Source organism: Acidovorax sp. M14 (genome assembly GCF_049331375.1).
GTDB lineage: Bacteria > Pseudomonadota > Gammaproteobacteria > Burkholderiales > Burkholderiaceae_C > Acidovorax.
The window spans coordinates 2056508-2078051 of record NZ_CP186263.1 but is presented as its reverse complement, the minus strand read 5'-3'; the positions used below and the strand labels follow the sequence as shown (position 1 = coordinate 2078051).

22 protein-coding genes and 2 pseudogenes are annotated in these 21544 nt (G+C 66.2%); 6 read left to right on the top strand and 18 right to left on the bottom strand.

The features are described 5' to 3' along the window. The first annotated feature begins 92 nt into the window (after window positions 1-92). Window positions 93-1733 carry an argininosuccinate lyase gene (locus ACOYR4_RS09555; RefSeq protein WP_295940764.1) on the top strand — a complete coding sequence of 547 codons (1641 nt, stop codon included), beginning with the start codon at window positions 93-95 and terminating at the stop codon, window positions 1731-1733. 30 nt (window positions 1734-1763) lie between these two features. On the opposite strand, the gene ACOYR4_RS09550 is transcribed toward ACOYR4_RS09555, so the two are convergent. After that, the gene (locus ACOYR4_RS09550; RefSeq protein WP_422849363.1) at window positions 1764-2174 is read right to left on the bottom strand and encodes a hypothetical protein; all 411 of its coding nucleotides are present in this window, start codon (window positions 2172-2174) and stop codon (window positions 1764-1766) included. A gap of 116 nt (window positions 2175-2290) precedes the next feature. Here ACOYR4_RS09550 and ACOYR4_RS09545 point away from each other — a divergent pair, with 116 nt between their 5' ends. Continuing rightward, the gene (locus ACOYR4_RS09545; protein ID WP_422849362.1) at window positions 2291-3172 is read left to right on the top strand and encodes a LysR substrate-binding domain-containing protein; all 882 of its coding nucleotides are present in this window, start codon (window positions 2291-2293) and stop codon (window positions 3170-3172) included. An 82-nt stretch (window positions 3173-3254) separates the two neighbouring features. On the opposite strand, the gene ACOYR4_RS09540 is transcribed toward ACOYR4_RS09545, so the two are convergent. Next, window positions 3255-3593: a hypothetical protein gene (locus ACOYR4_RS09540; protein ID WP_422849361.1), complete on the bottom strand. Its 339-nt coding sequence runs from the start codon at window positions 3591-3593 to the stop codon at window positions 3255-3257. Between the two features lie 73 nt (window positions 3594-3666). On the opposite strand from ACOYR4_RS09540, the gene ACOYR4_RS09535 reads away from it, so the two are divergent. Further along, window positions 3667-4038, top strand: a complete 372-nt coding sequence (locus ACOYR4_RS09535; RefSeq protein WP_422849360.1) for an HPF/RaiA family ribosome-associated protein — start codon at window positions 3667-3669, stop codon at window positions 4036-4038. A gap of 98 nt (window positions 4039-4136) precedes the next feature. On the opposite strand, the gene ACOYR4_RS09530 is transcribed toward ACOYR4_RS09535, so the two are convergent. The 7 genes from ACOYR4_RS09530 to ACOYR4_RS09500 all read right to left on the bottom strand — a co-directional run bounded on the left by ACOYR4_RS09530 (window position 4137) and on the right by ACOYR4_RS09500 (window position 11849). Next, the gene (locus ACOYR4_RS09530) at window positions 4137-5090 is read right to left on the bottom strand and encodes a CysB family HTH-type transcriptional regulator (RefSeq protein WP_422849359.1); all 954 of its coding nucleotides are present in this window, start codon (window positions 5088-5090) and stop codon (window positions 4137-4139) included. 194 nt (window positions 5091-5284) lie between these two features. Further along, window positions 5285-6643, bottom strand: a complete 1359-nt coding sequence (locus ACOYR4_RS09525; protein WP_422849358.1) for a sulfatase family protein — start codon at window positions 6641-6643, stop codon at window positions 5285-5287. After that, a complete protein-coding gene (locus ACOYR4_RS09520) occupies window positions 6640-7734 on the bottom strand; it encodes an ABC transporter substrate-binding protein (protein ID WP_422849357.1) in 1095 nt (364 codons plus the stop codon). Before ACOYR4_RS09520 ends, ACOYR4_RS09525 begins: the two co-directional genes overlap by 4 nt. A 36-nt stretch (window positions 7735-7770) precedes the next feature. After that, complete coding sequence (locus tag ACOYR4_RS09515) at window positions 7771-8604, bottom strand: ABC transporter ATP-binding protein (RefSeq protein WP_116749602.1); 834 nt, start codon at window positions 8602-8604, stop codon at window positions 7771-7773. A 142-nt stretch (window positions 8605-8746) separates the two neighbouring features. Next, a complete protein-coding gene (locus ACOYR4_RS09510) occupies window positions 8747-9562 on the bottom strand; it encodes an ABC transporter permease (protein ID WP_422849356.1) in 816 nt (271 codons plus the stop codon). Between the two features lie 13 nt (window positions 9563-9575). Next, the gene (locus ACOYR4_RS09505) at window positions 9576-10448 is read right to left on the bottom strand and encodes an ABC transporter permease (RefSeq protein WP_422849355.1); all 873 of its coding nucleotides are present in this window, start codon (window positions 10446-10448) and stop codon (window positions 9576-9578) included. Window positions 10449-10742: 294 nt separating this feature from the next. Further along, complete coding sequence (locus tag ACOYR4_RS09500; RefSeq protein ID WP_422849354.1) at window positions 10743-11849, bottom strand: ABC transporter substrate-binding protein; 1107 nt, start codon at window positions 11847-11849, stop codon at window positions 10743-10745. Between the two features lie 268 nt (window positions 11850-12117). Between ACOYR4_RS09500 and ACOYR4_RS09495 the strand changes: the two genes are divergently transcribed. Next, on the top strand, window positions 12118-12975 hold the full coding sequence (locus ACOYR4_RS09495) for a TauD/TfdA dioxygenase family protein (protein WP_422849353.1): 858 nt from the start codon (window positions 12118-12120) through the stop codon (window positions 12973-12975). A gap of 304 nt (window positions 12976-13279) precedes the next feature. Continuing rightward, complete coding sequence (locus ACOYR4_RS09490) at window positions 13280-14644, top strand: LLM class flavin-dependent oxidoreductase (RefSeq protein WP_422849352.1); 1365 nt, start codon at window positions 13280-13282, stop codon at window positions 14642-14644. 18 nt (window positions 14645-14662) lie between these two features. On the opposite strand, the gene ACOYR4_RS09485 is transcribed toward ACOYR4_RS09490, so the two are convergent. From ACOYR4_RS09485 to ACOYR4_RS09475, 3 genes are all read right to left on the bottom strand, one after another. Then, window positions 14663-15619 (bottom strand): universal stress protein, encoded by a 957-nt coding sequence (locus tag ACOYR4_RS09485; RefSeq protein WP_422849351.1) that lies wholly within the window; start codon window positions 15617-15619, stop codon window positions 14663-14665. Window positions 15620-15742: 123 nt separating this feature from the next. Continuing rightward, window positions 15743-16147: a GreA/GreB family elongation factor gene (locus ACOYR4_RS09480; RefSeq protein ID WP_422849350.1), complete on the bottom strand. Its 405-nt coding sequence runs from the start codon at window positions 16145-16147 to the stop codon at window positions 15743-15745. A 437-nt stretch (window positions 16148-16584) separates the two neighbouring features. Then, window positions 16585-16800: a TOBE domain-containing protein gene (locus ACOYR4_RS09475; protein WP_015013774.1), complete on the bottom strand. Its 216-nt coding sequence runs from the start codon at window positions 16798-16800 to the stop codon at window positions 16585-16587. A gap of 86 nt (window positions 16801-16886) precedes the next feature. Between ACOYR4_RS09475 and ACOYR4_RS09470 the strand changes: the two are divergent. After that, a pseudogene (locus tag ACOYR4_RS09470) lies at window positions 16887-17207 on the top strand (hypothetical protein); the annotation flags it as partial. Here ACOYR4_RS09470 and ACOYR4_RS09465 read toward each other — a convergent pair. From ACOYR4_RS09465 to ACOYR4_RS09440, 6 genes and pseudogenes are all read right to left on the bottom strand, one after another. Further along, window positions 17202-17594 (bottom strand): annotated as a pseudogene (locus tag ACOYR4_RS09465) (ABC transporter ATP-binding protein); the annotation flags it as partial. The pseudogenes ACOYR4_RS09470 and ACOYR4_RS09465 sit on opposite strands and share 6 nt — an antisense overlap. 149 nt (window positions 17595-17743) lie before the next feature. Next, window positions 17744-18628: an aliphatic sulfonate ABC transporter permease SsuC gene (ssuC, locus tag ACOYR4_RS09460; RefSeq protein ID WP_422849349.1), complete on the bottom strand. Its 885-nt coding sequence runs from the start codon at window positions 18626-18628 to the stop codon at window positions 17744-17746. Further along, window positions 18625-19002, bottom strand: coding sequence for a VOC family protein (locus ACOYR4_RS09455; RefSeq protein WP_422849348.1), 378 nt, complete (start codon window positions 19000-19002; stop codon window positions 18625-18627). The genes ssuC and ACOYR4_RS09455 overlap by 4 nt, the downstream gene beginning before the upstream one ends. A gap of 26 nt (window positions 19003-19028) precedes the next feature. Beyond that, a complete protein-coding gene (gene ssuD / locus ACOYR4_RS09450) occupies window positions 19029-20192 on the bottom strand; it encodes an FMNH2-dependent alkanesulfonate monooxygenase (protein WP_422849347.1) in 1164 nt (387 codons plus the stop codon). A 46-nt stretch (window positions 20193-20238) separates the two neighbouring features. Further along, window positions 20239-20379 (bottom strand): hypothetical protein, encoded by a 141-nt coding sequence (locus ACOYR4_RS09445; protein ID WP_209819368.1) that lies wholly within the window; start codon window positions 20377-20379, stop codon window positions 20239-20241. Window positions 20380-20420: 41 nt separating this feature from the next. Beyond that, window positions 20421-21398: a sulfonate ABC transporter substrate-binding protein gene (locus ACOYR4_RS09440; RefSeq protein ID WP_422849346.1), complete on the bottom strand. Its 978-nt coding sequence runs from the start codon at window positions 21396-21398 to the stop codon at window positions 20421-20423. Window positions 21399-21544 lie beyond the last annotated feature (146 nt).

Sequence of the window (21544 nt, the reverse complement as noted above, 5' to 3'; positions counted from 1 at the left end):
AGCAATGCCCGCGCCAAGCACATTCAATTAACGAATCTTATTCCCGCACCAGCCCGCCGCCGGCTGCGCGGGACGTCAGGAGACAAACCACCATGCCATCACCCCAGCACCAGCCCCTGCGCACCAGCACCTTGCGCCCCACCCGCTTCCTGCTCGCCCCGGTCGTGAGCGCCATCCTGGCCATGGGCCACGCACAGGCAGCAGACACCCTGGACACCGCCTGCAAGACCACGGCCGAATGCCAGGCGCAGGTCGCCAAGATCCAGGGCACGGTCAAGGGCGATGCCACCAGCGCCTTGTCCAAGTCGCAGGACACCTTCTACTGGTTCGGCCGCATCAACATGGCATCGACCGTGGTCAACGTGGAGCAAGGCATCATCCCCAAAGCCCAGGCAGGCCGCATTGCGCGTGGCGTGGAGCTGTCGATCACGCAGGCGACAGCCCCGGGTGGTAAGCGCCCCACCGATGTGCTGCAGGTCGAAAAGATCATCACCGACGCCGTGGGCCCCGAGGCCACACTGATCCACACCGGGCGCAGCCGCCAGGACATCCACTCCACCCTCAACGCCGCTCAGTTGCGCCTGGAGATGCTGGACTTTGCCGATGCCCTGGACCAGGTGCGCGCACGGCTCATCACCATCGCCCAGGCACACACTGCCACCTATGTGCCCGCCTACACCAACGGCGTGCAGGCCATGCCCATTAGCTACGGGCACTACCTGATGGCGTTTGCCGATTCGTTTGCGCGCGACTCTGCACGCATCCGCGAGGCCTACGCGCGCATCAACCTCAGCCCCATGGGCACGGCCGTGCTGGCCAATTCCAGCTGGAGCATCAACCGCGAGCGCCTGGCGCAGCTGCTGGGGTTTGACGGGCTCATCGTCAACTCGCTGGATGCGGGGCAGATCAGCACCTACGACATTCCCATCGAGGCCACGTCCATCGCTAGCTCCACGGCCATCCGTGTGGGCGCGTTGATGCAGGATGTGCACACCCAGTACCACCAGACGCGGCCATGGCTGCTGCTGGCCAGCGGCAAGACCTACACCAGCAGCGCCATGCCGCAAAAGGCCAACCCCGGCATCATCCAGAACACCCGCGCCAAGGCCAGCGATGTGGTGGCGTCGGCCCAGGCATCGCTGTGGCGCGCCCATAACGTGACGCCCGGCATGATCGACTACAAGAACACGTGGAGCCCCGGCAGCGCCAAGACCTTTGTCCAGGGCGTGGAAATGCTGCAGCAGCTGGCCGATGTGCTGGACTCGCTGCGCATCGATCCGGCCCGCGCACTGGACGAACTGGAATCCGAATGGACCACGTCGATGGAGCTGGCCGAAACCCTGCAGCGCACCCATGCCATTCCGTTCCGGGTGGGCCACCACTTTGCATCGGACGTGGTGGTGTACGCCAAGGAACGCAACATCCGTCCCAAGGACTTTCCGTACGCCGAAGCCGTGCGCATCTATCGCGAAGCGGGCAAAAAGTACGACATCAAGGACCAGCGCCTGCCGCTCACTGAAAAGGAATTCCGCCGCGCCCTGTCCCCCGCCGAGATGGTGCTGACGCGCACCGGCACAGGCGGCCCCCAGCCCCAGGAGGTCGCGCGCATGGTGGCCTCCGCCAAGGACACGCTGGCCAAGGACCGCGCCTGGTCAGCCGAAGCCCGGCAGCGCCTGCTGACCGCAGAGGCCGCGCTGAACGCGGCGTTTGAGGGCGTGAAGTCGCTGCCCTGACGCTCTCGCCGGGCGCCCGGGTGCCCCCACTCAGCGGGCCAATGCGGCCTGCGGGGTGCCGGGGCCACCGCCACGGCGTTGGGCCAGTGCGATGAGGATGTGAATGCCGGCCGCCAGTGCCACCAGCACCACGGCACCCAGCCCCCACAGCGCCCAGGCCAGGAAGGTCACCGCGCCTGCGAGAGCAGGCACCGCCTCCAACACGGCCTGCACGATGGGGCCTGCGGAGGAGACCAGGGCCTCCCACTGGCCCATCAGTTCCGGGGGCATCCAGGCCTTGAGCCAGGCGGGCATCAAGATCACGTCGGCCACCGCGCTGCCCCCCGCCAGGGCGCCCGCGCTGGACACCACCCACACGGTGACTGCATGCAGGGCCCAGCACGCCAGCGACCACAGGGCCAGCAAGGCCAATGAGAGAAACCAGTTGATTGCGTAGAACATGCAAAACCTCCTTGAGTTGCGCAATGGGCAAGCGGTCAGTATGGGCAAACCAGCATGACATAGACACCAGCCCGGGCCGCACCTAGCATTCGGTTTTCTCGAACCTGAGGCCGTGCATGCTGAACTACCGCCACCTGTACTACTTCTGGATGGTTGCCAAGGAAGGCGGCTTTGCCCGGGCTGCAGACCGGCTGGAGATGGCCGTGCAGACCATCAGCGCACAGGTGCGGGACCTGGAGAAGTCGCTGGGCCACCAGCTCCTCAAGCCCTCGGGGCGCGGTGTGGCGCTGACCGAAGCCGGGCAGGCCGCGTTCACCCGGGCCGAAGAGATTTTTCAACTGGGTCAGTACATTGAAGAAGAAGTGCGTGAGGCCGCCACAGCCCGTGTGGCGCGGTTGTCGGTGGGGCTGTCGGACGGCATCTCCAAGCTGGCAGCCCATGCGCTGCTGGAGCCGGTGCTGGCAACGCCCTATCTGCGGCTGGTGTGCCACGAGGGAGAGTCGGACGAACTGCTGTCCGAGCTGGCCCTGCACCAGTTAGACGTGGTGCTGGCCGGGCAGGCAGCGCCGCGCATCCCACAGCAACGCCTGACCAGCGAACGCATCGCGCGCTCGCCGCTGCAGTGGTACGGACCAGCATCGCTGGTCAAGAAGGCAGCGCGCGACCGCTTTCCCCAGTCACTCCAAGATTTGCCAGTGCTACTGCCCACGCACCACGCGCCGTTGCGGGCCACGCTGGATGCGTGGTTTCAAGACCTGGGTCTGCAGCCGCGCGTGGTGGGCGAGTTTGAGGACAGCGCCTTGCTGGCCGTCTTTGCAGCGCGGGGGCTGGGGGTGTTTCCGGTCAGCCGCCTGGGGGCGCAAGACGTGGGGCTGGTGCGAGGCCTGCGCCTGCTGGGCGATTGCCCCGCGCTTTTTGAGGAGGTGCACGCCATCTGGTCGCGCAGAGGTCAGCACCACCCGCTGGTGCGGCAGATGGTGGAGGCGTCTGCGCGGTAAGGCGGCAGCATCAAAGCAGCCCTGCTTGTATCGCCTGGGCGCAAGCTGCAGGAGCAGCCGCGGCCGCCCTGCCCAGCCCCGCCTAACGGCGATAGCGCGAACGCGGCTGCCAGCCGTCCCGGTACTGCGTCTGGACCCGCAGCGGCACCGGAACGCGCCGCAGCGCAGGCGCCGGCCCAACGGCAACACGAGACAGCCAGCGCGCGAGACGCTGGCCCAGAGTAGCAATGAGCGAAGGGATGGCAGACCAGAGATTCATGAATGGCTCCTTGTAGCGGTCGTTAGCAAGTGAACAGGAGCCTTGAATCTGCGGCCCCGCATCGCCATCAAAAAGCAGGTTTTTTCTGGGCCTGGCATCCAAAAATACGAAGCTTCGCGCCAGGAGTCGGGCGCCCCGAATGCACAGGATTTTCAAGCGCATCACGCAGATAAAGCCTGCTGGCTGGCCGCGCCCCTGCGGGCTACGGTGTCACCTTCAACCCAGGAGATTGCCCATGCAGATTCTTGTCAGAACCCATCACCCCGAAGCAGCGCAACTGCGTGAGACAGTGGAGCGCCGCGTGCGATTTGCCTTCCGGCGGCTGAATGCCCTGGTGCCCCGTGCAGACATCAAGCTGGATGACATCAACGGCCCTCGGGGCGGTGCGGACAAGCGCTGTCAGATTGCCCTGCACACCGATGGCGCAGGCCCGGTGGTGGTGTCCTCTGTGGCCAGGGACTGGCGCTGTGCGCTGGACGAAGCCCTGGCCAGTGCGGCACGCCATCTGCTGCGTGCCTGGCGCCGCCAGGCCACGCCCCGCCGGCAGCGCCGCCGCGACCGCATGGCGGGTGCTGAACACTCTGGCGCCACAGAGCAACCGACCTGAAAGGTCACTGCCGCTCCATGGAGCGGAAGGCCTGTGCAATACGCGGAAGCGGGCCACCCTGCCGCCCACCGGCAGGTGCGGCGCCCATCACTCAGCCATCACTCCCCCAGAAGGCTCCCGGGCTCAGCGCCCTGCGCCACGGCCTTTTGCACCACATCGCGGGTAAGCGTGGGTACAAAGCTTTCAATGAACTGGTAGGCATACCCGCGCAGCCAGGCGCCACGCCGCAGGCCCAGGCGGGTGAGATTGACCTCGAACAGATGGCCCGCGTCGATGAGCCGCAGGTGGCGGTCGCGCTCTTCATCGACCGCGATGGACGCGACGATGCCCACGCCCATGTCCAGCTCCACGTAGGTCTTGATCACGTCGGCGTCCATGGCGGTGAGCACGATGTCGGGCGCAATGCCTTCGCGCGCAAAGGCCTCGTCGATGTGCGCGCGGCCGGTGTAGCCCAGTTCGTAAGTAATGATGGGGTACTGTGCCAGTTGCTCCAGCGTCACCGGGCCGGGCAGGTCCAGCAGGCGATGGCCCGGCGGTACCACGATGCTGTGCGTCCAGCGGTAGCACGGCAGGGTGACCAGGGCGTCATAGCCAGCCAGGGCCTCGGTGGCCACGCCGATGTCGGCTTCGCCAGACAGCAGCATCTCCGCCACTTGGCGCGGCGAGCCCTGGTGCAGGTGCAGCGACACCTGCGGGAACAACGCGCGAAAGTCGCGCACCACCTGCGGCAGGGCATACCGCGCCTGCGAATGTGTGGCCGCCACCGACAGGCGCCCCTGCGCGCTGTCGCTGAAGTCCTGGCCGGCGCGCCGGAGGTTGTCGGCCTCCAGCAGCAGGCGCTCTACCGTAGGCAGCAGCAACTCCCCAGGCGGCGTCAGGCCCGTGAGGCGCTTGCCCGCCCGCACAAAAATCTCCACGCCCAGCTCTTCCTCCAGCTCACGGATCTGGCGGCTCACCCCGGGCTGCGAGGTGTGCAGGATGTGGGCCACTTCGGTCAGGTTGAAGCCCCGCCGCACGGTTTCGCGCACGGAGCGCAGTTGCTGAAAGTTCATGGATGAAAAACCGGTCCCACAATGTCCAGGTAATTGCCGCCGCTCCCTGCCCGTGATGGCGACGGCCCATGCGGCCCAAAGCCATAGGGCCCACCGAGCAGAGGGCTCTAAAATACTATCCTTTTGATAGCATCAAGCACATATTCCACTGGCGCATCAACCACTTTTCTTTGGTTTTCTGCCAAACAGAGGCCTCACATACCCCGTTGAGACAGGTCGGGCACATAGCGGTCGGCCTGGATGTCGGGCGACAGCCCGTGGGTGATGACCTCGTCGGTGATGGGCAGGAACTGCGCATTCCACTGCTCCCACGCCGCGCGCAGGCGTTCAAACACTTCGGGGTGTTTGTCGCGCAGGTTGGCGCGCTCCAGCGTGTCGGCTTCCACGTCGAACAGAAACTCGTTGTCGTTGATGCGCAGGTACTTGAAGCGCCCCTCGCGCACCGCCCGCTGGCGCTGTGACTTGTAGCGCCAGAACAGTGTGCGCGGGTGCGCGGGCGCGTCGCCCAGCAGCACGGGCAGGATGTTTTCGCCGTCAGGCGGGTAGTTGCCATCGGGCGCCACGCCCGCAGCGGCCAGCAGCGTGGGCAGCCAGTCCATGGTGGCGGTGACCTGGTCGCTCACCTGCGGCGCGATGCGCGCGGGCCAGCGCAGCAGCGTGGGCACGCGGATGCCGCCTTCGAGCAGCTCGGTCTTCTGGCCGGTGAAGGGCCAGGTCTTGGAAAAGCGCTCGCCGCCGTTGTCGCTGGTGAACACCACGATGGTGTTGTCGGCCAGGCCTTGTGCCTTGAGGGCATCCAGCACCTGGCCCACCGCCTTGTCGAGCGAGCGCACCATGCGCGCGTAGGTGGCCAGGTTGCCGCCGTCGTAGTGAAAGAGGTCTTTCAGGCCCAGCGATATTTCTTCGTCCTCCGGCCCCACCCAAGGCCAGTGCGGCGCGGTGAAGTGCAGCGACAGAAAGAACGGCTTGGCCGCACTGCGCTCGCCAATCCATTGCGTCGCCTCATCGGCCAGCAGCTGGGTGTAGTAGCCCACGCGCTCCACAGGCACTTCGCCTTCGTACAGGTCGCGCGCCACGGCATCGCCCACGCCAGGCTTGTGCGTGAAGTAGTCGATGGCGCCGCCGTAGTTGCCAAAGAAGCGGTCATAGCCGCTTTTCAGCGGGCCGAACGTGGGCAGGCTGCCCAGGTGCCATTTGCCGATGAGCGCCGTGTCATAGCCCGCATCGCGCAGCAGCGATGGCAGCGTGGGGTGCTCGGGCGGCAGGCCGTGCACATGGGCCTTGCGCACCAGGGGTTCCTCCAGCCCGCCGCGCAGGCGGTACTGGTAGCGCCCGGTGATGAGCGCAAACCGTGTGGCCGAGCACACGGCCGAGTTGGCATAGGCCTGCGTGAAGCGCACGCCCTCGCCCGCCAGCGCATCGAGGTGTGGCGTGGTGAAGTCGGCCTGACCGTACACGCTCAGGTCGGCCCAGCCCAGGTCGTCGGCCAGGATGAAGACGATGTTGGGCGCTTGTGTGGATGCGGAGGCGGCCACATTGGTGGTGATGCTCATGCCGCCCCCTTGACCTTGCCAGCGGCGTCGGTCTCGCGCCACTGCTTGTCGAGCTTGAGGTCCTTCACAGCCTGCAGCACGAAACTGGGCTGGAACCAGGCCTTCACGTCAAACGTCTGGCGGATCAGCCCCAGCTTGACGCCGTCCTCCAGCACGCCCTGGTAACCGGCGATGAAGCCCTCGTCGAGCAGCGGCGAATATCGGGCGTTCAGGTTGTCGCCCGCCAGTTCCTCGCGGAACGACAGCTCCGGGTTGCCGCTGTTGTCGGCATACAGTTTGATGAGTGCCTCGCGGTTGCCTTCTTGCGATGACCAGTGGGCCGCGCGCACCAGCTGGTGCACGAGGCGCTGCGTGAGCTGCGGGTTCTGCGTGGCGAAATCCTCGGTAGCCAGGATGCCCGAGTTGATGGTGTAGTCCGGCCCCTGGCCCTTGGTGCTCAGCGCAATCTGCGCGCCCTGCGCCTTGAGCAGGAACAGGTCCGAGCCGCCGAACGTGGCGTCGATCTGACCGGCCACCACGGCGGCCTTGGACGTGGGCCAGTCCATGTTGATGAGCTTCACGTCCTTTTCGGTCAGGCCCGCTGTGGCCAGCAGGTTGTCGAAGGTGCGCTGGTAGGCGGTGCCCTTGAGCACCGTGACCTTCTTGCCCTTGAGGTCGGCCACCGTCTTGATGCGCACGCCCGGCGCCGTGGCCAGGTAGCTGTTGCTGCCCCGGCCTGTGGCAGCGATGAAGCGGGTGGGCAGGCCGCGCGCCCGGCCGATCACAGCGGCCAGATCGCCCAGCGAGACGATGTCGAGCTGCTTGGCCGACAGCGCCTCGTGCACGGCCGGGCCTGCGCCGCGAAAGAAGTTCCACTCGATCTTGATGCCGTCCTTGGCAAATTCATCTTCGAGCCACTTGTTGGCCTGCAGCACCGCAAATACGCTGCCGCCGGGCGAAGGCTTGCCGGCCGTGCCCAGGTCGGGCGAGCCGATGCGGATGACCTTGGCGGGCGACTGTGCGCGCAGCACCAGAGGGGCGGCCAATGTGGCAGCGCCAGCCACCAGCAGCGAGCGGCGTGTGGAGAAAACAGAGGAGTTTTTTGGTGTCATGGGAATCTCGGGAATCAGAAAAGGGAGAACAAAAAATCAAACGGCAAACTGCCACTGCGCAGCGGGTGCCAGCTGCTCGCCGCGCTTGAGCGGCGGCTCGGCCAGGTCGGCCGCGGGGTGGCCGGAGAACTCGCGCAGCACGCTGTCCTTGATGGCGGTGAACGCATGCGATGTGCGCTCGCGCGGATGGGGCAGCCCCACCGGCACAGTGCGGCGGATGCGGCCGGGGCGCGGCTCCATCACCACCACGCGGTCGCCCAGGTACACGGCCTCTTCCACGTCGTGCGTCACCAAAATCATGGTGATGCCCTCTTGCTGCCAGATGCGGTGCAGCTCCTGCTGCAGGTGGGCGCGGGTCATCGCGTCGAGCGCGCCAAAGGGCTCGTCCAGCAGCAGGATGTCGGGCCGGTTGACCAGCGCCCGCGCAATCGCCACGCGCTGCGACATGCCGCCCGAGAGCTGGTGCGGGTAGGCGGTCTCGAACCCCTGCAGCCCCACCAGCGCAATGTGCTCGCGCACGGTGGCGCGCTGCTGGCCCTCGGTCAGGCTGGAATTGAGCAGGCCTAGCGCCACGTTCTTCTCGACCGTAAGCCAGGGAAACAGGCGGTGCTCCTGGAACACGATGCCCCGGTTGAGGCTGGTGCCCACAATGCGCTGGCCGTTGAGCAATATCTCGCCCTGGTAGTCGCCCTCCAGGCCAATCACCAGCCGCAGCAGCGTGGACTTGCCGCAGCCACTCGACCCCACGATGCTCACAAACTCGCCGGGCTCGATGGTGAGATGGATGTCCTGCAGCACAGGCAGGGCTTCGCCCTTGACTTCGTACTGCTTGTTCAGGCCGCGAATGGCCAGGGTACCGGCGTGTGCCATGGTGTGTTCCTTTTCAAATGACGTTGTTCTCGGCCATGGCCCGCAACTGGCGCGGCCCAGGCCAGCGCCCCCGGGGAGCTGGCTTTGCCAGGCCCCTGGGGGCGTCCCCCTGAGGGGGATGGCGCGCAGCGCCTCAGGGAGCTCAATACCGCGCTACGGTGCGGTCGCGCCAGGCCAGCAGGCGCCTTTCCAGTGCGGCCAGCAATGCATTCAGTGCAAAACCCACCAGGCCCACCACCACCACGCCAAACAGCACCAGGTCCATCCAGAAGTGCTCGCGCCCGTCGATGAGCGTGTTGCCAATGCCCTTGCCCGAGGCCAACAGGTATTCGGCCCCCAGCGTAGCCAGCCAGCTGTAGATCAGCGAGAGCTGGATGCCGGTGAACAGCGAGGGCGCGGCCGCAGGCGCAACCACGCGGCGCAGCGTTTGCCACACGCTGAACTCGTACACACGGCCCACCTCCAGGTATTCGCGCGGCACGCTGCGCAGTCCCTCCAGCGTGTTGAGAACCACCGGAAAGAACGCGGCCATGGCAATGAAGGCCACCTTGGCGGCATCGCCCAGGCCAAACCACATCGACAGCATCGGAATCCACGCAAACAGCGAGATCTGCTTGAGCGTGTGGAAGGTGGGCCCCACCAGCCGCTCGGCCCAGCGCGACCAGCCCAGCAGCGCACCTACCGCCAGCCCGACGCTGGAGCCAATGCCAAAGCCCCAGGCCATGCGCCACAGGCTGGCCGACAAGGCCACCCACAGTTCACCGCTCGTGACCTGGCCCACGCCCCGCTGCCACACGGCCAGCGGCGATACCAGCAAGGGCGAATCAGACGCACCCGAGGCCACCACCGCCCACCACACCGCCCACCACACCGCCAGGATCAGCACGGGCAGCACCCAGCCCCGCAGGCGTGGGGGCACTTTGTGGAACACGTTGCGTTGCACGTTCACCGAAGACATTCGCGTACCCCTTTCACAGCCCCGGCTTGCGCCAGCGCAGCAGCCACGCCTCGGACACAGCCAGCAGCTTGTCGATCACGAAACCCACGATGCCCACGGCCAGCACGGCGGCCAGCACCACGTCCAGCTGAAAGAGCTGGCGGCCATAGACGATGAGGAAGCCGATGCCGTCGGACGACGCCAGCAGCTCCACCACCACCAGCGCCAGCCAGGCATGGGTGAGCCCATAGCGCACGCCGTTCCAGATGGGCGCAGTGGCCGCCGGAAACACCACCTTGCGCAGCATTTGCCAGCGGGTAAAGCCATACACACGCGCCACCTCCACCAGCCGGTTGGGCACGTTCTGGATGCCCTGGCAGGTGTTGATGGCCACGGGCACCAGCGCAGCCTTGGCAATCAGCAGAAACTTCAATGCCTCATCGATGCCCACCACCAGAATCAGCAGCGGCAGCCAGCCGATCACCGGCACCTGGCTGAACGCCTTGAACAGCGGGAACAAATAGTCGCGGAAGGTGGGCGACAGGCCCATGGCACCGCCCAGCAGCAGACCGAGCGACAGGCCAATGCCAAAGCCCGCAAACACGCGGACCATGCTGATGCGCAGGTGGTCCCACAGCTCGCCACTGGCCAGCAGCTCGCCAAACACCTTGAAAACGGCAGCGGGCGGCGGCAGCACCTGCTCGGGCACCCAGCCCCACACGGCGGACAGCTGCCACAGTGCCAGCACGGCCAGTGGAAAAGGCCAGGCCCAGAGCGAGCGACCTGCCCAAGCCCACAAGGCCTTGTTTCTCAAGATCGCAACGCGGCGCGCAGGCACCTTCGGCAGCGGCTCCAACGGGTGCGTGGGGCTGGAAAGCCCGGCCGCGTTCAGTGCGGGTATCGCCATCTTTTGCATGTCCTTTCGGGTGGAAAAAGTGCTACTGCCCAGGGCTGAGCGGGCAACTTCAATAACAACCAAAAGAAATGTAAAAGACGTTTGTTATAAAAATAAATGGTTAATACTCATATGCAATGACAAAGATGTTTGCGGCATGAGCAGCGGTGCAGACGTTATGAGCGGGGCCAGACGCAGGCACAAAAAAACCCGCCGGGCACTGGGTGCCGGCGGGTTGCAAAGGGCGGTTTTCACCGGCCCGGTCCCCCTACCTAGGATTCAATCCTTCTGGCGCAGAGTCCACTACTAGAGTGCGGCTGCCAAGTCCCCGTTGGCGCCATACACGGGCCAGTAGGCCTCCAGCTTCAGTTCCTTGAGCGCAGCGTTCAGGTAGCGGCGGTCAAACCAGCTGTCGATCTCGGGCTTCTTGCGGATCAGCTTGAGCTTGTACGCCTCGTCGGCCGCGTCTTTGTAGCGCGCCACCAAAAATGGGTCGAGCAGCGGCGACAGGCGCACACGCAGCGGCTGGCCGATGAAGTCTTCACGCCACACCTTCTCGGGGTACTCGGCCTTGCCCCACTGCGCAAACAGCTCGACACGGCGGTTTTCATCGGAGTATTTGTGGGCGTACTGCACCACGGTCTTGACCACACGCTCCACGGCCTTGGGGTGGCGGGCAGCGAACTCGTCGGTCACCAGCAGCGCTGTCTGGCGTGTGTACTTGTACGAGTCTTCGGCGGCCGACCACACCACTTTGGCCAGCCCCTGGTCGCGCAGTTTGAAGAAGCCCACGTAGCCAAAAGCGGCGTCAATGTCTTTGCTCACCAACGCGGCCTCGGCACTGGGCAGGTCCAGGTTGACCAGCTTCACATCGCGCTCGCTCAGGCCCTTGTCGGCCAGTGCGCGCACGGCGGCCAGGTGCAGGTTGGTGCCCTTGAACACCGCCACCTTGCGGCCTTTGAGGTCTTCCAGACGGCGGATGTTGGAGTCGGGCGGCACCGCTAGGTACAGGCCGGTGCGCACGCCGCTGCCGAGGATGATCTTGGTTCTCACATCGCTGGCGCGGTGCACGATGGACGGCAGGTCGCCTTGCCATGCAAAGTCCAGTTGTTTATTGACCAGCGCCTCGTTCACGGCGGGGCCTGCGCCCTTGAAGAAAGTCCACTGCACCTTCACGCCGTCTTTCTTGAACTCTTCCTCCAGCGCGCCATCGGTGTAGGCCAGCGCGGCCGACGTGCCGCCGTGGCGCACGGGGTCGCTGCCCACGCCACCGGTGGCTACGCCAATGCGGACCACCTTCAGCGGCTCTGCCGTCTGTGCAGCGGCGCTGCCCGCCCACAGGCCCAGCGCCAAGGCAGCGCCTGCTGCGGTCAAGGCCTTGCGGCGGGTTGCATTCCAGGGTGTTTTTGTCATGGGTGTCGCTCTTTCGTAGGGGTTGCGTTGGGACGGTGCGCGGGCCACGCCCTGCACCTGTCGAGCCCCACTCTAGGCACGCCCGGCAATGCGGCCAACGACCAAAAACAGATATCCAAATGCGCAAGCACCCTACCCGCTCGCCAAACTGCAGCGCTTGTTTTTCCAACTATCGATATGCGAACAGCTTCGTTGGTGTGCAGCGCTTGCAGTGTCCCAATGGCATGGCCGTTCTCTTTCCACCACCCTCGTTTCAGAAAGCAGCACCATGTCCAAGATCAACGATTTGCACCCTACCTTCACCCGCTTTGCGGTGGAGCCCTACACCCCCACCATCGGCGCCGTCATCCACGACCTGGACCTGCGCCAGCCGCTGGATGCCACCACGCAGGCCGAGCTGCGCCAGGCCCTGGCCGTGCACGAGGTGCTGTTCTTCCGCGACCAGCACATCACGCCGCAGCAGCAAGTGGACTTCACCCGCAGCTTTGGCAACGTGGCCGAGGTCAAGGCGTTCTTCCCCCGGCTGGAAAACCACCCCGAGATCGAGATCGTGGAGAGCACGGCCGAGCGCCCCAAGGCATCGAGCAACTGGCACGCCGATATCACCTGGCGCGAGCAGCCGCCCCTGGGCACCAGCCTGTATGCGCAGGTGATTCCGGCCAGCGGCGGCGACACGCTGTGGGCCAGCCTCACCGCCGCCTACGCCAGCCTGTCACCTGCCTTCCAGGCCTACCTGGAGACGCTGACGGCCGTGCACACCTGGGAGATCAGCGGCTGGACGGAATACTTGCTGCGCAAGGACGCAAGCGGTGACGAGCTAAAGGCCGCCCGCGCCAAGTACCCGCCGGTGGAGCACCCGGTGGTGCGTGTGCACCCGGTCACGGGCAAGAAGGTGCTGTATGTGAACTCCACCTTCACCAGCCACATCAAGGGCCTGTCGCGCGTGGAGAGCGACACCCTGCTGACCCAGCTGTTTGCCCTGCCCCAGGTGCCCGAGTTCCAGGCCCGCTTGCGCTGGGCGCCAGGCACGCTGGCGGTGTGGGACAACCGCTCCACCCAGCACTACGCGGTGGGCGACTTCTTCCCGCAGCACCGCAAGCTGCATCGCATCACTATCACTGAGTAGCCCCCTGAGTCGCCTTCGGCGCCTTCCCAGGGATGTCCTGCATCACCCTCGCGAGTCGGTGGTAGTGCGGATCGGGACAGTCCGCAAGGCGTCTTTTTGCAGCCAATAGCCGAGCTATTGGCAAAAAAAGCAACGCAGCGGATGGCCCGAGGCCGCGCTATCACCGACCGCAGGGAGTGATGCAGGACATCCCCGAAGGGAGACGCACCCAGTGGCCCGGCAAAGCCGGTTCCACGGGTGCACTCGCCTGGGCCGCGCCGGTTTCGCAAGCTACGAGCCATTCCCACAAGTTTTGGAAAATCACATGACCCAACCCGACACATCCAGAAAACTGCGCCTCGGCGCCTTCATCATGGCCACGGGCCACCACATTGCCGCGTGGCGCCACCCCGGTTCGCAGACCGATGCGGGCGTCAACATCGACCACTACATCGAACTGGCACAGACCGCAGAGCGCGGCCTGTTTGACCAGGTGTTTGTGGCCGACAGCCCGGGCGTGTGGCACCGGGGAGACCGCGAGTCCTTCAGCCGCCAGGGGCGCATCTCGCACTTCGAGCCCGTCACGCTGTGGGCAGCGCTCTCGGCCGTCACCAAGCACATTGGCTTTGTGGCCACGGCATCGACCACCTACGAAGACCCCTACCTGCTGGCACGCAAGTTCGCCTCGCTGGACCACATCAGCAAAGGCCGCGCGGCGTGGAACGTGGTGACCACCAGTGCCGAGAACGTGCACGGCAACTTTGGCCTGGATGCCCACCCCGACCCCGCGTTGCGGTACGAGCGTGCCCACGAGTTTGTGGACGTGGTCAAGGGCCTGTGGGACAGCTTTGACGACGACGCCTTTAGCCGCGACAAGGCCAGCGGCGTGTACTTTGACCCCGACAAGCTGCACACCCTGAACCACATCGGCAAGCACCTCAAGGTGCAGGGCCCGCTCAACATCGAGCGCTCGCCCCAGGGCCACCCGGTCATCGTGCAGGCGGGTTCGTCCGAAGACGGCAAGGAACTGGCCGCCGCCACGGCCGAGGCCATCTTCACCGCCTGGACCAGCCTGGCCGAGGCCCAGGCGTTCTACAAGGACGTGAAAGGCCGCATGGCCAAGTACGGCCGCCGGCCCGACGAGCTGCTGGTGCTGCCCGGCATCTCTACGGTCATCGGCCGCACGGAGGAAGAAGCCCAGGCCCAATGGGCCGAGCTGCAGGCACTGATCCACCCCAGCGTGGGCCTGGCCACGCTGGCCCCGTTCTGGCCCGGCGAAGACCTCACGCAGTGGAACCTGGACGCACCGCCACCCTACATCCCCGAGCCACCCAAGGGCATCAACAGCCGCGCCCATGTGGTGCTGCAGCTGGCCCGCCGCGAGAACTACACCGTGCGCCAGCTGTACGAATACTTGGCCGGCGCGCGCGGCCACTGGGTGGTGGTGGGCACGCCGCAGACCATTGCCGACCGCATGCAGGAATGGTTTGAAAACGGCGCGGCCGATGGCTTCAACGTGATGCCACCCGTACTGCCCCAGTCGCTCAACGAGTTTGTGGACCTGGTGGTGCCAGAGCTGCAACGCCGTGGCCTGTTCCGCACCGCATACGAAGGCACCACGCTGCGCGAGAACCTGGGCCTGGCGCGGCCTGCCAGCCGCTACGCCACACCGCTGGCCAAGGCAGCCTGACACCAGAGGCCCACCGCGTCATGCCCCGCCCCACAGCGCGGCGGGGTTGGGATGGCTTGGCGGGCGTGGCGCACCCGCCTTGACGCGGCGCACGGGCAGGTCGGTGGCAAGGCGCTTGACGGCAGTGCCCCGGGACGCGGCCTGAAAGCCGTGCGGTGCCACCAGCACGTCCGTACGCGCTTCGCGCAAGATGCGTTGCGCCACGCTCTCGAACAGCCAGTCCACCCACGGGGACGCGGGATGCTTGCCCACCAAGATCAGGTCGGCCCCAGCGTTTTGCTGTGCCACCAGCACCTGCCGCGCCGGATCGCCGCGCCCGATGGACGACGACAGCCGATTGCGCCGCGCGTCGTACGAGTCGGTCAGCGTGAACATGCGGTCTTGCGCATGGCGCCTGCACTGCTCGCGGTAGATCTGGATGGCTCGCTCCGACACCTCGGCATACCGCAGCTTGCCCTCATTGGCGGTGCTGATGGCATGGAACAGTTCCACGCGTGCGCGGGGGAGGAGAGCCAGGCCCAGCTCCACAAGGCGGTGCGATGCCTGCGAAAAGTCCACCGCCACCAACAGGCTCTGGTAGGTCTGGTCCGCCGCGTTGCGCACCACGACCACGGGGCGCTGGCAAGCACGCAGCAGTTGCAGGGCGGGGTGCGTGCCCCACCAGGCCCGCAGCCCCCGCTGCGGTGCCGTGCCCCACACCACCAGGTCGTGCGTGGCTGCCGCACGGGCCATGTCTGCCACTGTGCAATCCACGCGCGATACTGCCTGCACGGCGATCTGGTGGCGCTGTCGCAGCTGCAGCGCATGGTGCGACAGGCGCACCGCCACATCGGGGGGTGGCACCTCGCCGGGTGCAGAGAGATACACCAGCTGCAACGCAGCCCGATGCTCTGCGCCCAGCAACGCCGCGCGTGCCAGCGCGTGCCCTCCCAGTTCAGAAAAATCGGTGACGACGAGGATGGAGCGAGGGGTCATGGTGGTACGTCCTTCTGTGGTGAACAACGCGCACTCCTCCAACGGCTGCCAATGCCATTGGCGCCGGTCTGGTGGGAAGTGATCTGGTGGTACGGCCCGCAGCGGGCCGGAATGCGGAGGCGACTAGGTGAGGTAGTCGCCCGTGGCTTCGGGCTGGTACTGGATGTTCTCGATGGTGGCCGCGCACTCTTCGCCATGCGGCGTTTGCCACTTGGCCATATCTCCCACCCGCAGGCCCAGCAGGCTGATGCCCACCGGCGACAGCACCGAGATAAAGCCCGCCGCAGGCTCGGCGTCCTGCGGGTAGCACAGGGTCAACACCTGGTGCCGGTGGGTGTGCGGGTCCACCAGCTCCACGCGCGAGTTCATGGTGACCACATCCGCACGCACGGTGCGCGGGCTGGTGATGTCGGCGTTGGCCAGCAGGTCATCCAGCAAGGGCGCTGGCCGGTTGCCGACCAGCTTGGTCAGGCGCGAATAGTCCAGGTCGGTGAGCGTGCGCTCGCCAGGGGTCACAACTGCATGCATACAAAGCACTCCATCGAATGCGGCAGTGCCCCGTGGGGACAAGACGGCCGCTACCGCGCTTGGCTGGTGCCCGGCGGTGGATGGTTGCGCTACAAGGGGATGAGGAGAGAGGGTGCCGCCGGGCTCAGGAATGTGCTGGCGTCAGCTGACGACGCGCGTTCTTCTTGGCCACCGCTCGCGCGCAGGCCGCTGCGCGGGGCAGCGCAGCCAGGGCGGCAAAGGGGCAAACCAGAAGGGTCGTCATGGGCCCGAGTGTAGGCAACCCGAGCGGCTTTGGGGGCAATAGCCCCAGGGTTCTTGCCAGATAGCGGCTGGGCAAGACCTGGGCACAGCGAGCCGCGCTGCCTGTCAACGCGACACGCAGGCCTGTTCCACAGCGTGAAGGCGGCGCAGTGCCGCACGGCATGGTGCCGTCGGCCCTGCGCCCTGCTCCCGACTCACAGCTTGGCGATCGACACCTCTGTGGACTTGACCAACGCGACCACATCGGAGCCCACGACGAGGCCCAGGTCGTCCACCGAGCGGGTGGTGATGACGGAGGTCACGATGCCCCAGGGGGTTTCGACATCGACCTCGGAGACGACGTCGCCGCGAATGATCTCGCGCACTTTGCCCTTGAACTGGTTGCGAACGTTGATGGCTTGAATGGACATGGGGTTCTCCTAAAAAGTCCGTTGAAAGAAAAAGAAAAAGGGGGAAAGAGAAAAGAGGTGAAAGCTCACACGGCCCAGCGCAACCCGTGCGCGGGCACACCCGGCCAGGGGGCTTCGTGCGCCGGGTCGCCATCGGGCTTTTGCAGCACGCGGTCCAGGATGCGTTTTTCGATGGCGGCAAAGGCGGCATCGCCGTGCGAGCGGGGACGTGGCAGGTCGATGCGCTGGTCCAGCGCAATCTGGCCGTCCTCGATCAGGATCACGCGGTCGGCCAGGGCCACGGCCTCCTGCACGTCGTGGGTCACCAGCAGCGCGGTAAAGCCGCTGGTGCGCCACAGGCCTTCGATCAGGCGGTGCATCTCGATGCGCGTCAGCGCATCCAGCGCGCCCAGCGGCTCGTCGAGCAACAGCAGGCGCGGGTTGTGCACCAGGGCACGTGCCAGGGCCACGCGCTGGCGCTGGCCGCCCGACAGGCGTGCTGGCCACTCGTTCAACCGGTCGCCCAGCCCCACGCGCGCCAGCACGTCGGCCGCAGCGCCGCGCCGCTCGGGCGGCAGGCCCAGGGCCACGTTGTCGGCCACACGCTTCCAGGGCAGCAGGCGCGAGTCCTGGAACATGATGCGGGTGTCACCGCTCAGGCCGTCGATGTCTTTGCCATCGATGCGGATCGCGCCGCCCGAGACGGACTCCAGGCCCGCCACCAGGCGCAGCAACGTACTCTTGCCGCAGCCGCTGCGGCCCACGATGGCGACGAACTGGCCGGGTTCGATGACCAGGTCGGCCTTCTGGAGCACATTGCGCGCGCCGTAGCGTTTCTCCACGCCGCACACTTCCAGGCGCACGCCCTGGGGTTGTAAAGATGAACTTGTGGTCAAAAAGGTCTCCTGCGCTAGTGGCTATTGCGCCAGCAGCTATAAAAATGTGAGTATTCAAGCGTGAAGCATCAAGCCTGGTAACCGGGATGCCAGCGCAGCCAGTAGCGTTCGAGCCCCTTGGCAAACACATCGGCCAGCTTGCCCAGCAGCGCGTACAGCAAGATGCCCACGAGCACGATGTCGGTCTGCAGAAACTCGCGTGCATTCATCGTGAGGTAGCCGATGCCCGCCTGCGCCGAGATGGTTTCGGCCACGATCAGGATCACCCACATCAGGCCCAGCGAGAAGCGCAGGCCCACCAGGATGCTGGAGAGCGCGCCGGGCAGGATGATTTGCTGGTACAGCTGCCAGCGCCCCAGGCCGTAGGTGCGGCCCATCTCGATCAGGCCCGGGTCCACATTGCGGATGCCGTGGAAGGTGTTGAGGTAGATCGGAAAGAACACCGACACACTGATGAGGAACAGCTTGGCCGATTCGTCGATGCCGAACCACAAAATTACCAGCGGGATGAGCGCCAGTGCGGGAATGTTGCGCACCATCTGGATGGTGGAGTCGAGCAGCGTTTCGAACAGCTTGACCGAGCCGGTCAGCAGGCCCAGCAGCAGGCCCAGGCCGCCGCCAATCGCCAGCCCGGCCAGCGCCCGGCCCGCGCTGACCTTGACGTGCGTCCACAGCTCGCCCGACAGGGTCAAGGTCCAGGCGGCCTTCACCACCTCCAGCGGCGCGGGCAGCACGCGGGTGGAGAGCCATCCTTGCGACGAGGCGATCTGCCACAGCACGATGAGGCCCACGGGCACGGCCCAGGGCAGCAGGCGCCGCGCCACATTGGCAAAAAATCGGGTCACGGGTGCGGGCAGAAGAGGGCCATCGAGCGGATGGTCGATGGTGTCGGCAATGGGTGGCGAGACCTGCAGCTCGCGCACGGGCACCGTGTTTGTCTGGGCCTGTGTCATGGCGATATTTCCTGGGGATCGTTGTCGGGCTCCAAGAACTCCAGCTGGTTGCCCGCCGGGTCCTTGACGTAAAAGCGCAGGTAGCCAGGCAGCGCACGGTTTTCCACCAGCGGCAGTTCGGCCTGCAGCAGGCGATGGCGCAGTGCGGGCAGGTCCTGCACCTCAAAGGCCAGGTGCGACACGGCGGGGGCGGGCTGCCAGTGCTCGGTAGGCACCAGGTCGATGCGCTGCGCGCCGGCCACAAAACGCAGGGTATTGCCCGCGTTCAGCCGCACCTCGGGCAGGCCCAGCAGGCTGCTGTAAAAGCGCCGGATGGGCGCCTCGGCACCGGCCGGGAACGGCAGCTGCACATGGTTGATGGACTGGATGGACATGGGCGGTCTCCTGGGCAGCGCTGCGCTCAGCTTTGCGATGCGCGCGGCACAAAGTCATTGGCCACGGTTTCGCCAAACGGGCCCAGCGGGTTGCCGCCCGCAAGCTTCTCGCGCACGCCCACGGGCAGCAACGGGAACACCAGCTCGGCAAAGCGGTACGCCTCTTCCAGGTGCGGGTAGCCCGAGAGCACAAAGGTGTCGAGCCCCAGCGCGGCGTATTCCTCGATGCGCGCGGCCACGGTCTGCGGGTCACCCACCAGCGCCGTGCCTGCACCGCCACGCACCAGGCCCACACCCGCCCAGAGGTTGGGGCTGATTTCCAGGTCGGCCCGACTGCGCTTCACGCCACCGGCATGCAGCCGCGCCATGCGGCGCTGGCCTTCGGAGTCCATGCGCGCAAACACGGCCTGGGCACGCGCCACGGTCACGTCATCCACATGGCTGATGAGTTCTTCGGCCGCCTGCCAGGCCTGGTCTTCGGTCTCGCGCACGATGACGTGCAGGCGGATGCCGAACTTGACGGTGCGACCATGTTTTGCAGCACGGGCGCGCACGTCGGCCACCTTCTTGGCCACTTCGGCAGGCGGCTCGCCCCAGGTCAGGTAGGTCTCGACCTGCTCGGCGGCGAGGTCGTGGGCGGCGCCGGAAGAGCCCCCAAAGTACACCGGCGGGTGCGGCTGCTGCAGGGGCGGAAACAACAGCTTGGCGCCCTTCACGCTGAGGTGCTGGCCGTCGTAGTCGAGTGATTCACCGCTGTGGCTGCGCGCGAGGATCTCGCGCCAGATGCGGATGAACTCGGCCGACTGTTCGTAGCGCGTGGCGTGGTCCAGAAACACGCCGTCGCCCTCCAGCTCGGCCTGGTCGCCCCCTGTCACCAGGTTGATGAGCAGTCGCCCGCCCGAGAGCCGGTCGAACGTGGCGGCCATGCGCGCCGCGAGTGCGGGCTGGTGCAGGCCGGGGCGCACGGCCACCAGGAACTTGAGCTTCTTGGTCACAGCAATCAGGCTGGACGCGACCACCCAGGGGTCTTCACAAGAGCGCCCGGTGGGGATCAAAACGCCCTCGTAGCCCAGGCTGTCGGCGGCCATCGCCACCTGCTGGAGGTAGTCATGGCTGAGCTGGCGCGCCCCTTTCGCGGTGCCAAGGTAGCGGCTGTCGCCGTGGGTGGGAATGAACCAGAAAATTTGCATGGCACAGGTCTTTTCAAAGCGGGATCTCAACGAGGTCCGTACGGGGTCAGTAGGAGATGGCAAAGCCGAACTGGGGCGCGCGCAGGGCCCCGCGTCGCTGCTGCATGTTCAGCCCCCAGGCGGCGGCCGTGACGCACAGCACGCGCCGCAGTTGGGCGTGCAACGGGAAAGGCATGGGGGCAGGCATGGGCAACTCCTTGGAACGTGTTGACGGTCTTGGCCGTGGGGTTACAGCAGATCGACCGGCGCGGCGTGCAGCAGGTTGAGCTTTTTGGGGATGAGCTTCAGGTCGAAGAAGGTGTCGGCTATCGCCTGCTGCTCGGCCAGGATCTCGCGCGTGACCGGCGCCGTGCCGAAACGGGCGCGGTTCAGGTACAGCTCGGTGATGGATTTGTCGAGGCCCAGCACGGCCGACAGCTCGGCGGCGGCGGCTTCCTTGTTCTTGGACGCCCAGGTGTCGATGGCGTTGACCTCTTCGATCGCGATGCGCAGCACATCGGTGTTCCGGGTCGCAAAGTCGCGCGAGGTGAAGTAGTAAGCGCGGTTGTTGACCACGCCCGTGGCGTCGGCCAGCAGGCGGGCGTCGAGCGTCTTTTGCGCAGCGGCCAGGAACGGGTCCCAGATGATCCAGGCATCGACCGCGCCCTTTTCAAAGGCGGCGCGCGCATCGGCCGGGGCCAGGAAGACGGATTGCACGTCGCCGTACTTCAGGCCGTTTTTCTCCAGCAGCTTGACCAGGAAGTACTGCACGTTGGAGCCCTTGTTGTAGGCCACGCGCTTGCCCTTCAAATCTGCCACGCTGCGGATGGACGAGTCCTTGGGCACGATCACGGCCTCCAGCGCGGGGCGCGGCACGGTGGCACCGGCGTACACCAGTGGCGCACCGGCGGCCTGGGCAAAGATGGGCGGGGCTTCGCCCACGTCGCCAAAGTCGATGGAGCCGACGTTCAGCGCTTCAAGCTGCACGGGGCCGGCGTTGAATTCGGTCCAGGTGACCTTGACGCCCAGCGGGGCGAGACGTTTTTCGAGCGTGCCGCGGCCCTTCAGGATGGAGAGCCAGCCCTTTTGGTGGCCCACGCGCAGCACGCGGGGCGCGCCGGAGGGCTGGGCCCAAGAGGTGGCGGGGAGCGCTGCCGCAGCGGCGATGGCAGCACTGGCGGCCAGCAGGTGGCGGCGTTGCAGGGAGAAGCGGTTCAGTTCATTCATGGTGCGGGTTCCAGCAGCAAATCGAGTGGGTGGAGCACCGGGCGGGCTGGCAGCAGGCGGCACACCGCCCTGCCCGCGCACCCGGCGCAGCAAAAATCAAAAATGGAAATGAAGGGGGAAGGAAGGTGGCACTGCGGGCCTGCCGC

Bases quoted from the DNA above. Each gene is read 5' to 3' on its own strand.
- ACOYR4_RS09555 (WP_295940764.1), top strand. From the start codon at position 93: ATGCCATCACCCCAGCACCAGCCCCTGCGCACCAGCACCTTGCGCCCC.
- ACOYR4_RS09550 (WP_422849363.1), bottom strand. From the start codon at position 2,174: ATGTTCTACGCAATCAACTGGTTTCTCTCATTGGCCTTGCTGGCCCTG.
- ACOYR4_RS09545 (WP_422849362.1), top strand. From the start codon at position 2,291: ATGCTGAACTACCGCCACCTGTACTACTTCTGGATGGTTGCCAAGGAA.
- ACOYR4_RS09540 (WP_422849361.1), bottom strand. From the start codon at position 3,593: ATGCGCTTGAAAATCCTGTGCATTCGGGGCGCCCGACTCCTGGCGCGA.
- ACOYR4_RS09535 (WP_422849360.1), top strand. From the start codon at position 3,667: ATGCAGATTCTTGTCAGAACCCATCACCCCGAAGCAGCGCAACTGCGT.
- ACOYR4_RS09530 (WP_422849359.1), bottom strand. From the start codon at position 5,090: ATGAACTTTCAGCAACTGCGCTCCGTGCGCGAAACCGTGCGGCGGGGC.
- ACOYR4_RS09525 (WP_422849358.1), bottom strand. From the start codon at position 6,643: ATGAGCATCACCACCAATGTGGCCGCCTCCGCATCCACACAAGCGCCC.
- ACOYR4_RS09520 (WP_422849357.1), bottom strand. From the start codon at position 7,734: ATGACACCAAAAAACTCCTCTGTTTTCTCCACACGCCGCTCGCTGCTG.
- ACOYR4_RS09515 (WP_116749602.1), bottom strand. From the start codon at position 8,604: ATGGCACACGCCGGTACCCTGGCCATTCGCGGCCTGAACAAGCAGTAC.
- ACOYR4_RS09510 (WP_422849356.1), bottom strand. From the start codon at position 9,562: ATGTCTTCGGTGAACGTGCAACGCAACGTGTTCCACAAAGTGCCCCCA.
- ACOYR4_RS09505 (WP_422849355.1), bottom strand. From the start codon at position 10,448: ATGGCGATACCCGCACTGAACGCGGCCGGGCTTTCCAGCCCCACGCAC.
- ACOYR4_RS09500 (WP_422849354.1), bottom strand. From the start codon at position 11,849: ATGACAAAAACACCCTGGAATGCAACCCGCCGCAAGGCCTTGACCGCA.
- ACOYR4_RS09495 (WP_422849353.1), top strand. From the start codon at position 12,118: ATGTCCAAGATCAACGATTTGCACCCTACCTTCACCCGCTTTGCGGTG.
- ACOYR4_RS09490 (WP_422849352.1), top strand. From the start codon at position 13,280: ATGACCCAACCCGACACATCCAGAAAACTGCGCCTCGGCGCCTTCATC.
- ACOYR4_RS09485 (WP_422849351.1), bottom strand. From the start codon at position 15,619: ATGACCCCTCGCTCCATCCTCGTCGTCACCGATTTTTCTGAACTGGGA.
- ACOYR4_RS09480 (WP_422849350.1), bottom strand. From the start codon at position 16,147: ATGCATGCAGTTGTGACCCCTGGCGAGCGCACGCTCACCGACCTGGAC.
- ACOYR4_RS09475 (WP_015013774.1), bottom strand. From the start codon at position 16,800: ATGTCCATTCAAGCCATCAACGTTCGCAACCAGTTCAAGGGCAAAGTG.
- ssuC (WP_422849349.1), bottom strand. From the start codon at position 18,628: ATGACACAGGCCCAGACAAACACGGTGCCCGTGCGCGAGCTGCAGGTC.
- ACOYR4_RS09455 (WP_422849348.1), bottom strand. From the start codon at position 19,002: ATGTCCATCCAGTCCATCAACCATGTGCAGCTGCCGTTCCCGGCCGGT.
- ssuD (WP_422849347.1), bottom strand. From the start codon at position 20,192: ATGCAAATTTTCTGGTTCATTCCCACCCACGGCGACAGCCGCTACCTT.
- ACOYR4_RS09445 (WP_209819368.1), bottom strand. From the start codon at position 20,379: ATGCCTGCCCCCATGCCTTTCCCGTTGCACGCCCAACTGCGGCGCGTG.
- ACOYR4_RS09440 (WP_422849346.1), bottom strand. From the start codon at position 21,398: ATGAATGAACTGAACCGCTTCTCCCTGCAACGCCGCCACCTGCTGGCC.